Raw genomic sequence first — 11,880 nt, 5'->3', positions numbered from 1 at the left:
GGCGGTGGCGCACGTGCGGAACGTGAGTACGCTGCTACACATGACGGACCACCCTCCGGGCCCGCTCTGGAGCGGCCGGGCCTCCAACCGCGTGCAGTGGCTGATCGCCGCCGCCGGTGCGGCCTGCCTGGCGCTCGGCGTCGAACTCGCCGTCGACTCCGCGTGGACGGCCGGGATCATCCCGCTGGTGATGTCGGTCGTCGGCTGCCTCGCGGTCGGCCTGCTGATCCTCTACGGCACCCTCGCCTTCGTCCACGTCGCCGTCACCGTCGACTCCGAGAACATGGAAGTGCGCTGCGGGCACATAGGGCTGCCGCGCCGCCGGATCCGGCTCTCCGAGATCACCGCGGCCGAGTTCGTCCCCCGGATCACCCCGCAGCAGTGGGGCGGCTGGGGCTACCGCTGGCGGCCCGAGAAGGGCACGGCCGTCGTCGTCCGGCGCGGCGAGGGCCTCGAGCTGAGGCTCGGCGACGGCAAGCTCTTCACCGTCACGGTCGACGACGCCGAGAACGCGGTGCGCGTCATCCGTACGCACCTGCGCGCGCTGACGCGCTGACGCCGGCGCGCCCACCCGGGCCCCGCGCGCGCCCTCACGGGTCGGGGCCCAGGTCGGCGACGTACACTCCGCCAGATGAGCAGCAGCGCCACCCGTGCGGTCGAGAACGAGCCCCCCGTCGTGCCCCCGGGCGAACCGGTGTCCCCATGGGCGCGCCGGATCGCCTGGCTGCTGCGGGCCGGCGGCTCGGTGGCGGCCGGGGTGCTGCTGTACCTGAGCTTCCCGCCCCGGCCCCTGTGGTGGCTGGCCCCCGTCGCCTTCGCGCTGCTCGGCTGGTGCCTCCAGGTGCGCCGGGCGCGCGCCGGATTCGGCTTCGGGCTGCTGGCCGGGCTCGGCTTCATGCTGCCGCTGCTCGTCTGGACCGGCGAGGAGGTCGGCCCGGTGCCGTGGCTGGCCCTCGCGGTGCTGGAGGCGCTCTTCGTCGGACTCACCGGGCTCGGGATCACGCTGGTCCGGCGGTTGCCGGGCTGGCCCTTGTGGGCCGCGGCCGTCTGGGTGGCGGGCGAGGCGGTCCGGGCCCGGATCCCCTTCGGCGGCTTCCCCTGGGGCAAGATCGCCTTCGGTCAGGCCGACGGGTTCTTCCTGCCGCTGGCCGCGCTCGGCGGCACCCCGCTGGTCGGCTTCGCCGTGGCCCTGTTCGGATTCGGGCTGTACGAAGCCCTGAGCGTCGCTCTCGCCCGGCGCGCCCTCGGCAGGGCGACCCCCGACGGCTCCGGAGCCGCGAGCCCCGCGAGCCCCGTGGGCACCACGGCCACGGCCGGCGCCGACGGCACAGGAGCACCTGACGTCACAGGCGCATCCGACACCACACGAACCTCCGACGCAGCAGGAACCTCCAGCACCCCGCGGACCCCCGGCGCCACGCGAACCCCTGGCACCACCCGGCCCGCTGGCGTCACGCGGGCCACCGCCCTCGCGGCCGCCGTCGCCGCGCTCAGCGTCGTCGTACCGCTCGTGGCCGCCCTCGCCGCTCGCCCGTTGGTCTCCGACGCGGCCGAGGACGGCACGGCCGTGGCCGCCGTCATCCAGGGCAACGTCCCGACCATAGGGCTCGACTTCAACTCCCAGCGCCGCGCGGTCCTCGACAACCACGCCAAGCGCACGCTCCAGCTCGCCGCCGACGTCAAGGCGGGCCGTGCGCCGCAGCCCGACTTCGTGGTCTGGCCGGAGAACTCCTCCGACCTCGACCCCTTCGCGCAGCCCGACGCCTACGCGGTGATCGACCGGGCCGTGAAGGCCATCGGGGTGCCCGTGGCCATCGGCTCGGTGATCGCCCCGGAGACCGGACCGCTGCGCAACACCATGATCCTCTGGGATCCGGTCAAGGGGCCCACGTCCACCTACGACAAGCGCAAGATCCAGCCGTTCGGCGAACGCATGCCGATGCGCTCCTTCGTACGGATCTTCAGCTCGGACGTGGACCGGGTCCGGCGCGACTTCGGTCCCGGCAAGGAGCCGGGGGTCTTCGACATGGCGGGCAGCCACGTCGGCATGGTCACCTGCTACGAGGCCGCCTTCGACGACGCCGTGCTCTCCACCGTCCGGGCCGGCGCGCAGGTGATCGCCGTCCCGAGCAACAACGCCACCTTCGGCCGCAGCGAGATGACCTACCAGCAGCTCGCCATGGACCGGGTGCGCGCCGTCGAGCACAGCCGGACCGTCCTCGTCCCCGTCACCAGCGGGGTGAGCGCCGTCATCCACCCCGACGGCGAGGTCGTCCAGCAGACGAGGATGTTCACCCCGGACGCGCTCGTCGCCACCATCCCGCTGCGTTCCTCGCAGACCCCGGCCACCCGCTTCGGCCCGCTCCCCGAGTACGCCCTGCTCGCGCTCGCGGCGGGCGGTTTCGGCTGGGTCCTGCTGCGCCGGGCCGGAGCCCGCGACCAGGCGTCGTAGGGTCGGGGGATGAGCACCCCCGAGTTCATCCGCAGGATCCGTGAGCACGCAGGGCACCAACTGCTCCTGCTGCCCGGCGTGACCGCCATCGTCGTCGACGATCTGGGGCGGGTGCTGCTCGGGCGGCGCGCCGACACCGGCGACTGGTCCGTGATCGGCGGCATCTGCGAGCCGGGGGAGCAGCCCGCGCTGACCGCCGTGCGCGAGGTGTACGAGGAGACCGCGGTGCGGTGCGTGCCGGAGCGGGTCGTCCTGGTCCAGCAGCTCTCGCGGATGGTCTACCCCAACGGGGACGAGTGCCAGTTCACCGACATCACCTTCCGCTGCCGGGCGATCGGCGGCGAGGCCCGGGTGAACGACGCGGAGTCGCTGGAGGTGGCCTGGTTCGCCGTCGACGCCCTGCCGCCGCTGGAGCCCTTCGCCCTCGACCGCATCCACCGGGCGCTCTCGGACGAGGAACGGGCCTGGTTCGAGGCCCCCGACGAGGCGCGGGCCTTCCCCTCGTCCTAGGGGGTGTGCCGGGGCACCGGCTCCGGTGAGGGCGCCGGGGGCATCAGGACCACCAGGTGTCCCGCGTCCAGTGGTGCACCCCCGGGTCGGCGGCGCGGCCCGCGGCCTCCCGGTACAGCTCCTGCGCGCCGTCGCCCATGACCGCGCTGTAGGAGATCTCCGGGACCTCGCCGCCGCCCTGGTACCCGCCCAGTACGCCCACCAGGGCACCGTCCGCCAGCCAGGGGCTGCCGCTGGTGCCGCCCGTCAGGTCGGGGCAGCCGATCCGGCGCTGGGTGTCGCTCTGCAGGGTGGTGTCGTTGGAGCAGACCAGCGGGGTCTCCTCGCTCGCCGGGTAGCCGACGACCGTCACCGTGACGTCGTCGGGCTGCTCGGCGATCACCGGGAAGCCGCCGACCACGTCCTCGATCCGGCGGCCGTCCAGCGGGGCGACGGTCGCGAAGGAGATGTCCGCGTCCGGGTCCTGCCCGCTCTGCCAGCTGGGATCGACGTACTGGCCGGTGAGCTGCCACACGCCGTACGGCGCGGTGCCGTCGCGGTAGCCCGGCACGAACACGGCGTTCCGTACGTCGCCCAGACAGTGCGCGGCGGTCGCGATCACGTCGTGCCCGTCGCTGCGGACCACGGAGGCGGTGCAGTAGTGCCCGCCGTCCAGTCCGCCCGCGAAGAGGGCGCCCACCCGCTGCGCCGAGCCGTCCGCCGGGGCCAGGACGGTCACCCCCAGGGGCGGCGCCGCCGAAGCGTCCGGGATGTTCACCGTGAGCAGTGCGGACATCGCGCCGATGGCCAGCACGGCACGGGCCGCGCGGCGGGCGCGGTGGGCGTGTCGGGGAAGCATGCGCTGGATCATGCTCAGAGCCTCTAACGAGAACCTTTGCCCGGAGCCTCGGATTCCATAAGAATCCGCTGTGAATTCGTGACCTGGACGTGGAACCCCGACGACCTAACGCGCGTCCGGCCTCTGCTCGTACACCGTCACCCTGCGCCCCCGCACCTGCCGGTCGGCCACCGCCACGAAGTGCTCCCCGAGCACCGCGGCCTTCACCCGGTCCCGCTCCGCCCCCGACGGCTTCGCCACCTTCGCCGCGTCCGTGACCAGCAGGATCCGGCGGTGCGCGAGCATCGCGGCCCGCAGCCGGGCCGGGTCCTCGCCCTCGACGCCCTTCAGGGTCCCGGACGCGGCCGGGGACCGGACGAGCGCGATGTCGGCCAGCCCCGCGAAGCGCCGGGGCGAGACGAGCGCGGTGTCCCGGCGCGCGGCCGGCACGAAGAGCACCGCGTCCCCCGCGCCCTTGAGCCGGGCCACCTCGTCCGCCACGGCGAGCACGTCGTCCACCCGGCTCGCGGGGGCCCGCTTGCCCAGCTCCAGGGGCAGCATCGCGAGCACGGCCCCCGTGACGGCCACCGGTACGACCAGGGCGGCGGCCCGGGGGGAGCGGCGCTCGGCGGCCCGTACGCCCGCGCCCAGGGCGGCGCCGATCAGCAGGGCCGACCCGAGCATGGAGAAGAGCACGTACCGGTCGAGGAACAGGGGCTGCACCAACGACAGTCCGGCCAACGCCACGAAGGGCACCACCAGCAGCGGCAGCCCGACGGCGGCCACCGACGGCCGCCGGTCGCGCCGCCGGGCGTGCGGCCGGTCCAGCAGGGCCCCGACGACGCCGATGGCCAGCAAGATCGCCGGGCCGACCAGCATCGACCAGGTCAGCGGCGGTATCCAGGACACCTGACCGGACTGGGTCCGGCTGAACAGGATCAGCGGCAGCGCCCCCGCCGTCGCCCCCGCCGAGGCCAGCGCCCACCGCAGCAGGACCGGTCGCCCTGCCCGCACCCACCACAGGGTGGCCGCGTGGGCGGGCAGGATCAGCAGCGAGAGCCAGTTCAGCAGGGCGCACACCAGCACGGTGAGGCCGTACGCCCACCAGCGCGCCCGGCGGCGCCGCCCGTCCGCTCCGGCCTCCAGCCGGCCCACCAGCAGCAGGGTCGAGAGCCCGGCCCCGGCCGCGACCAGGGCGTACGGCCGCCCCTCCTGGAGCTGGAACTGCACGGCCGGGAGCAGCCCGAGGGCCGTGCCGGCGCCGATCCCCGCCCAGGAGCCGGCCCGCCCCGGGGTCAGCCTGCGCGCGACGGTCGCCACGCAGCCCGCCGCCACCGCGACGGCCAGCACCGAGGGCAGCCGCAGGGTGGTCGTGCTCGCCCCGAACACCTCGAAGAGGCCGTGCATCAGCAGGTAGTACAGGCCGTGCACGGCGTCGACGTTGCCGAGCATGTGCCAGATCTCACCGGTGGAGCGCAGGGCCACCTGCCAGGTCGCGGCCTCGTCGCGCCAGACGCTGTCCTGTCGGGAGAGGCCCCACGAGCCGAGCCCCAAGGTCCACAGGACGGGGACCAGCACGACCAGCCGCGCGGCGTACCGGTGCCCCTCCTGCGGGACCTCGGCCGGAGTGCTCCCGGCCCGGGAGGCGCGGGCGGGGCTGGACGTGCCGGAAGTCATGGGAGTGCTCGGGTTCTCGGTCGATTGTTCGGGAGGTGTGCGCCCAGTCTATGGACGTGGCGGAGGGTTCCCGACCGCTTGTTGTGCACCGCGGTACGTGATCGCCCGCGGTCCCCGCCCCTAGCCTCGCCGCAAGGAGCACGCAGGAGCAGTACGTACGAGGGGCGGCAACCCGGTGAACTGGCTCATCCACGACTACCGCGAGAACGATCTCGCCGCGGTCGTCCACCTGATCGACACCACCGCCGAGCTGGGCCAGGAGTCCGTCTTCTCCCTCGCGGAGTGCATCAGCGCCCTCACCGGGCGCCAGCCCGCCGTGGTCGCCGTCCACCAGGGGGTCCCGATCGGCGCGGCCCTGGCCTGCGTCGCGGGGGAGCGGGCCTGGGTGATGCGGATCGCGATCTCGGCGGGGTGGCGGGGCCGCGGCCTGGCCAGTGCGCTGCTCGTGGAGCTGGAGCGGCGGCTGATCGCGGCCCGGGTCGGGCGGATCGCCTACGTCCTGCCCGAGGAGGACCTGCTCGGCGAGGGGCTCCTGAACGCCGGGTACACGCGCCAGCCCGCCGTCGCCTACTTCGAGAAGACCGAGCCGCTGCACGGACCGGCGGCCGGGCTCCTCGACGAGCTGGGCGGCCGCTTCCTGCCGTCGGACCTCTGGGACGCCGTCGCCGGCATGGAGACGGAGAAGGACCTGATCGAGCGGCGCGTGGTGCTGCCGCTCGCCGAACCGGAACGGGCCGCCCAGCACGGGGTGCGACCGCCGCGCGCCATCACGCTCTTCGGACCGCCCGGCACCGGCAAGACCACCTTCGCCCGCGCGATCGCCTCCCGCCTCGGCTGGCCCTTCGTGGAACTCCTGCCCTCCCGGCTCGCCGACGAGGGGAACCTGGCCACCGCCCTGCGCGGGGCCTTCGCGCGCATCGCCGAACTGGAGCGGGTCCTGGTCTTCATCGACGAGGTCGAGGAGATCGCGCCCGTGCGCACCGAGCCCGCGCAGCCCGGCGGGATCCACGGGGTCACCAACGAGCTGCTCAAGCTGATACCCGGGTTCCGCGAGGGCGGGGAGCGGCTGCTGGTCTGCGCGACCAATTCGATCCGCTCGCTCGACCCGGCCTTCCTCAGGCCCGGCCGCTTCGACTACCTCATCCCGATCGGAACGCCGGACGCCGGTGCGCGCGCCGCGATCTGGGCCCGCTACACGGCGGGCCGCGCCGACGTCGACGTGGCGGCGCTGGTCGCGGCGAGCGAGCTGTTCACCCCCGCGGACATCGAGCACGCGGCGCGGATCGCGGCCCAGGTGTCCTTCGAGCGGGACCTGGAGGGGACGGGGATCCGCGGGGCGTTGGCCGGGCCGCCGGGCGCGAGCACCGAGGACTACCTGGCCGCCGTCGCCCAGTGCCGGCCGACCGTGACCCCGGCGCTGACGGGACAGTTCGAGGCGGACATCACGGCGCACGCCCGGTTCTGAACGATCCCGCGGCCCCGGAGTCCGGAGCCCGGGGCCCGCTGCCGGGATGCGAAGCGGCCCGCAGCCGCTCCCCAAAGCAGCTACGGGCCTCCCCGCGCGGACTTGGCATCCGTGCGGGACGGCCACGTTCCGGTTGGGGTGTTCGCCGGCTGGAACGTGGCACGCAGGGGTGCCGGGAGGCGTCCTGCACACCTCCGTCAACGTCTACGAGTCAACCAGCGGGCACACCCCCAGGGCTTCGGCCGGACGGCCACGGCCGGATGGGCCGAACGGGGGAAGGGCGGGCGGACGTCGCGCGGGGTCGGGCGGGACACCGATCGGGTTACTGTCATACCGTCCGACCGGGACGCGATCCGATCCGCTACGACGCCGGAGGCCGCCATGGGCTTCGTGATCTTCATGACCCTGCCCGGCCTCGCCCTGCTGCTCACGGCCATGGCGTTCCTCGACCTCGCGCTCGAACGGGCGGGCCGCGCCGGGGTGCTGCCCTGGCGCTGGAGCGGCCGTCAGGGCCAGATCTCCTCCACGGGCTTCGAGCAGCTCCACGCGAGCTTCTCCCCGGGCAAGCAGAACGAACTGAAGGAGCGGCAGAGCGCCCTCGTCATGCGGGACGACGAAGAGGACGGCGCCCCGCCGCGCACCCGCGTCGACCTCGACGGCGGGCGCGCGGTGATCCGACTCCCCGCGGCCCCGCCCGCCTCGGGCGCCGCCCCGATCAGCGGGGACAGCGGTAGCTGAACTCCACGGCCGCCGTGTGCCGGCTCGGCTCCTCGATCCGCACCTCGGCCCGTGCCGGGTAACCGCCCGTGCCGTGGAAGGTCCACAGCAGGTGCAGCCGCGCCTCGTGCTGACCGCGAGGCACCCGCTCGGTCAGCCGGTCGGAGCTGCTGCCGTCGCTGCGCACCCACCGGTAGGTGATCGTCCCCGGCCGCCCGTCGGTCCGTACGACGGCCACCACGTCGGCCGCCGAGTCGCACGCCGGCCCCTGCGCGTCGGTGCTCACGGTGACGTCCCGCACCGCCAGGGCCGGCCCGTACCGCTGCCAGGCCAGGTACGCGACCACGGCCGCCAGCACCACCAGCGCCAGCGCGTAGCGGCGCAGCCCCGCGCCCCGGCGCCGTCGCCGCGGTGCGGCGGGCCCCGCCGCGGCCACCGGGAAGGGCGCGGCCAGCGCGGCCGTCACCCCGGGCCCGAAGCGCAGCACGGAGCCCTCGACCCGGTCGGGCACCGCCTCGGGACCGTCGAACCGGCGGGTCGCCGCGAGGTCGTCGGGCCGCTCCGGCGGGCCGCTGATCCAGTGGCTGCCGAGCACGGTCGCGCTGTAGTCGTCGTCCTGGGGCGCGCGGGGATCGCTCATCGCGGGACCTCCACGACCGAGCAGCGCGGGATGGCGGCCGTGGCGGTGTCCGACGTGTTCCCCGCGGTCGGCACCGTGGTGACGCGCACGCTCAGGTAGCAGCCGCGGCCCTGGGTGAAGGTGTGCGTCTGCGGGGGCAGGGAGCCCCCTTGGGTCATGGCGCTGGTCGTACCGTCCGCCACCCGCATGTCCCCTGGGGAGGTGCCGAGGAACCACTCCAGGGTCACGGTCGCCTCGCCGCCCTTGACGCCGAGGGAGACCGTCGCCTGCCCGGACCGCGTCCCGGCGCGCAGCGTGACCGACACGGAGCCGACGACCACGGTCGGCCTGGGGGTGGGGGTCGGGGTCGGCGTGGCGGTCGGCTTCGGGGTCACCGACGTGCTCGGGCTCGGGCTCGTACCGGCGCTCGCGCTCGTGGTCGGGCTCGGCGAGACGGACGCCGAGGGGGACACGGAGGCCGAAGGGGAGGCGGAGCCGGAGGCCGAGGGGGACGGCCCGGAGCTCGGCGCGGCGGACCCGGGCGGGCCCGCGCTGGTCGTCGCGAAGGCGCTCACCGCGGAGGTGGAGTCCGGGGAGGCCCCGACCGCCTCCGTCGCGAACAGGAGCACGGTCCCCAGCACCAGTGCCGTCCCGGCCGCCACCCAGCCCCGCCGGCCCGGCCACCAGGAGGCGGGGGGCGGCGGGAGCACGGTGGTGGCCAGCGCGGTCGTCCCGGCGCCCGGCGCACCCGCCGAGGGGAACAGCAGCGGCAGCAGCGCGGCCAGCGCCGCCAGCTTGCGCTGCCCGCGCTCCTCCCAGTCGGGCCCGTAGGCCGCGCGGGCCACGTCCTCCAGCTCCGTGACGAAGGCGTCCGCGTTCTCCGGGCGCTGCTCCGGCTGCTTCGCCATGCCGCGGCGGATCAGCGGCCGCACCGGCTCGGGGGCCTCGGACTCGGGTACCGGCGCCTCGATGTGCTGCACCGCCAGCTCGGCGAAGTTCTCCCCGGCGAAGGGCTTGCGCCCGGTCAGGCACTCGAAGAAGGTCGCCGTCGCCGCGTACACGTCGGCCGCCGGGGAGGCGGGCTCGCCCTGCCACTGCTCGGGGGCCATGTAGGCGGGGGTGCCGGCCACCCCCGGCTTGGTGCCGCGACCCGTCGCGATCCCGAAGTCCACGAGCTTGGACGAACCGTCCTGGGCGACCAGGACGTTCTCCGGCTTGTAGTCGCGGTGGACGACCCCGGCGCGGTGCGCCTCCGCCAGCCCGAGCAGTGATCCCTTGAGCACCACCAGCGCGGCCTCCGCGTCGGTGGCGCCGGAGCCCTTGAGGACCGCGCGCAGGGATATCCCGTCCACCAGCTCCATCACGATGGCGGCGCCGCCGGGCGCCTCCACGTACTCGTACAGCCCCACCACGTAGGGCGAGTGCAGCCCGCCCAGCAGCCGGGCCTCCGCCCGGAACTCCCGGACGAAGGCCGGGTCGTGGCGCAGCCGGTCGGCGAGGTACTTGATCGCGACCGCCGTACCCGTCGCGTCGTGCACGGCGAGCACCACCCGCCCGCTGCCGCCCGATCCGAGCTCCCTGCTCTGCGTGTAACCGGGGACGGTCCACGTGTTCATCCTGCGCCCCCTGCCATGGCGTCGCCGCGTCCTGTGCTGTCGTCCGACGGCCCGGCGGTGCCGGACCATCTCCTGGGACACGGATTGTGCCGTGGCCGGTTCCCGGCCGTACACCCGTCTCACCCACCGGTTTCCGGCCGGTCGTTCCCGGCCGCATCGGCGGGGCGGTGGGGCGGTGGGTGGGACGGGTGGTGGGGCGGGTGGCGGGGTGCGCGGTCAGGCCGCGGCCTGCCGCACCGCGATCATGTCGTGCAGCCGCTCGGCCGCCGCGCGCCCGAAGGCCGGGTCGTTGATGTGGGTGTCGTAGTCGTAGAGCCGGGTGGCGCTGCCCCGCAGCCCCTCGCGCAGGGCCGTGAACAGCGCCCGGTCCGCGACCGCGTCGTGGTACGGGCCCCCCGGCGCGCCCAGGGTGGAGAGCCCGCGCAGCGGCAGGCACACGGCGGTCGGCCCGGTCGCCACCCGCAGTTTGGCCGCGACCCTGCGGCCCAGCTCGGCGCACTCGGCCTGGGTCGTGCGGATCACCGTGATCGACGGGTTGTGCACCCGGACCCGCCGGTAGCGGGCGTGCTCGGGCAGGCTCTCCAGCGGCCCGAACTTGACCATGTCCAGCGCGCCCAGGCTCACCACCTGGGGGATCCCGGCCCGCCCGGCCGCGCTGAGCCGGTCCGGGCCGGCGGTCAGGATCCCGCCGCACAGGTCGTCGGCGAGTTCGCTGAGGGTGAGGTCGAGCACGCCCGCGAAGAGCCCCTGGCCGGCGAGGGTCTCCAAGGTGCGGCCGCCCGCGCCACTGGTGTGGAAGACGAGGACCTCGTAGCCGAGTTCGGTCAGCCGCTCGCGGGCCGCGTCCACACCGGGCGTGGTCACCCCCGCCATGCTGGCGGCGATCAGCGGTCGGCCGCCCTCGCCGAGCCGGGTCGCGCGCGCCTCGTGGGAGGTGCGCGCGTAGGCCTTCGCCATCGCGGCGACGGCCTCGGCGGCATTCGCCAGGACGGGCGCGGAGACGCTGTTGATCCCCGCGATGTCCACCACGCTGTACATCATCGTGATGTCCGACGATCCGACGTACGGGGCCACGTCGCCGGACGCCATGGAGGACACCATCAGTTTCGGCACCCCGAGGGGCAGGGCCCGCATCGCCCGGGTGGCGATGGAGGTGCCCCCGCTACCGCCTATCGCCAGCACGCCGTCGAGCCGCCCCTCGGCGTGCAGCCGTAAGAGCGTCGCCTCGGCGCCCCTGGCCATCGTGGTCACGGCCGCGCCCCGGTCGGCGGCCGTGCGCAGTTCCGTCAGTTCCGTTCCCGCTGCCCGGGCCACCGCTTCCCGCGGGACGTCGGCGGGCACCCGGGGATCGCCCATGATTCCTGTGTCGACCAGGACCACCTCGACGCCGGCGCGCGCGATCCGCTCGCGCAGCCAGCCGTACTCGACACCCTTGGTGTCCAGGGTTCCCACCAGCACGACGCTCGTCATGAGTTGTAATGTCCACGCAGTCGAGCCCGCTGGCAAGTCAAGGTCGAGTCAATCGTTCAATAGCATCAATAGCCTTTCGAGGAAAGGGACTTGGGACACGACCATGCTGCTGCGCGCCAGCGGGGGAGCGAACCAGGCCACACGGTCCAGCTCGGGGAAGTCCCGCACCCGCCCGGACCCCGGCGGCCACTCCATCGAGAAGGTCCCGGGCCGCATCAGCGCGGGGTCGAGGTCCGCTTCGACCGCCCAGACGGTGACCAGCTTCCCGTTCGACTGGCGGACCTCGCCCAGGGGGAGGTAGGGGCCCTCCGGCGGCGGCAGCCCGATCTCCTCGGTGAACTCCCGGCGGGCCGCGTCCCGCGGGGCCTCGTCCGCCAGGTACTCGCCCTTGGGGATCGACCAGGCACCGGCGTCGCGCCGCTCCCAGAACGGACCGCCCATGTGCCCGAGCAACACCTCGACCCCGGCCGCCGCGGCTCCGTCCCCGGCGGCGCGGCGGAAGAGGAAGAGGCCCGCACTGCGCTTCTGCGTCATGTC

11 protein-coding genes are annotated in these 11,880 nt (G+C 74.6%); 5 read left to right on the top strand and 6 right to left on the bottom strand.

Going from position 1 to position 11,880, the window contains the following annotated elements; translation table 11 throughout:
* Positions 1-40 precede the first annotated feature (40 nt).
* The 3 genes from ACZ4UB_RS06100 (at position 41) to ACZ4UB_RS06090 (ending at position 2,962) form a co-directional block, all read left to right on the top strand.
* A complete protein-coding gene (locus tag ACZ4UB_RS06100) occupies positions 41-556 on the top strand; it encodes a hypothetical protein (RefSeq protein ID WP_468068556.1) in 516 nt (171 codons plus the stop codon).
* Between the two features lie 75 nt (positions 557-631).
* A complete protein-coding gene (gene lnt / locus ACZ4UB_RS06095; protein WP_468068555.1) occupies positions 632-2,452 on the top strand; it encodes an apolipoprotein N-acyltransferase in 1,821 nt (606 codons plus the stop codon).
* Between the two features lie 9 nt (positions 2,453-2,461).
* On the top strand, positions 2,462-2,962 hold the full coding sequence (locus ACZ4UB_RS06090; protein ID WP_468068553.1) for an NUDIX hydrolase: 501 nt from the start codon (positions 2,462-2,464) through the stop codon (positions 2,960-2,962).
* 43 nt (positions 2,963-3,005) lie between these two features.
* Here the strand turns inward: ACZ4UB_RS06090 and ACZ4UB_RS06085 are convergent, their stop codons facing one another.
* The gene (locus ACZ4UB_RS06085) at positions 3,006-3,812 is read right to left on the bottom strand and encodes a trypsin-like serine peptidase (protein ID WP_468068552.1); all 807 of its coding nucleotides are present in this window, start codon (positions 3,810-3,812) and stop codon (positions 3,006-3,008) included.
* Positions 3,813-3,905: 93 nt separating this feature from the next.
* Positions 3,906-5,456: a glycosyltransferase family 39 protein gene (locus ACZ4UB_RS06080; RefSeq protein WP_468068551.1), complete on the bottom strand. Its 1,551-nt coding sequence runs from the start codon at positions 5,454-5,456 to the stop codon at positions 3,906-3,908.
* Between the two features lie 175 nt (positions 5,457-5,631).
* Here ACZ4UB_RS06080 and ACZ4UB_RS06075 point away from each other — a divergent pair, with 175 nt between their 5' ends.
* Both ACZ4UB_RS06075 and ACZ4UB_RS06070 read left to right on the top strand, forming a co-directional pair.
* Positions 5,632-6,921, top strand: coding sequence for an ATP-binding protein (locus tag ACZ4UB_RS06075; protein WP_354379442.1), 1,290 nt, complete (start codon positions 5,632-5,634; stop codon positions 6,919-6,921).
* 381 nt (positions 6,922-7,302) lie between these two features.
* On the top strand, positions 7,303-7,659 hold the full coding sequence (locus ACZ4UB_RS06070; RefSeq protein ID WP_468068550.1) for a DUF6191 domain-containing protein: 357 nt from the start codon (positions 7,303-7,305) through the stop codon (positions 7,657-7,659).
* Here the strand turns inward: ACZ4UB_RS06070 and ACZ4UB_RS06065 are convergent.
* The 4 genes from ACZ4UB_RS06065 to ACZ4UB_RS06050 form a co-directional block, all read right to left on the bottom strand.
* On the bottom strand, positions 7,637-8,278 hold the full coding sequence (locus ACZ4UB_RS06065; protein WP_468068549.1) for a hypothetical protein: 642 nt from the start codon (positions 8,276-8,278) through the stop codon (positions 7,637-7,639). The two genes, ACZ4UB_RS06070 and ACZ4UB_RS06065, sit on opposite strands and share 23 nt — an antisense overlap.
* Positions 8,275-9,873 (bottom strand): serine/threonine-protein kinase, encoded by a 1,599-nt coding sequence (locus ACZ4UB_RS06060; RefSeq protein ID WP_468068547.1) that lies wholly within the window; start codon positions 9,871-9,873, stop codon positions 8,275-8,277. The genes ACZ4UB_RS06065 and ACZ4UB_RS06060 overlap by 4 nt, the downstream gene beginning before the upstream one ends.
* A 216-nt stretch (positions 9,874-10,089) precedes the next feature.
* Entirely contained in the window at positions 10,090-11,343 is a 1,254-nt protein-coding gene (locus ACZ4UB_RS06055; RefSeq protein WP_468068546.1) for a Tm-1-like ATP-binding domain-containing protein, read from the bottom strand.
* A 48-nt stretch (positions 11,344-11,391) separates the two neighbouring features.
* Positions 11,392-11,877: an NUDIX hydrolase gene (locus ACZ4UB_RS06050; protein ID WP_468068544.1), complete on the bottom strand. Its 486-nt coding sequence runs from the start codon at positions 11,875-11,877 to the stop codon at positions 11,392-11,394.
* Positions 11,878-11,880: the final 3 nt, after the last annotated feature.

It is taken from the genome of Streptomyces sp. NPDC028419 (genome assembly GCF_055565515.1).
Note: the sequence above shows the minus strand (reverse complement) of the source record. Positions and strands in the feature narration are given on the sequence as shown.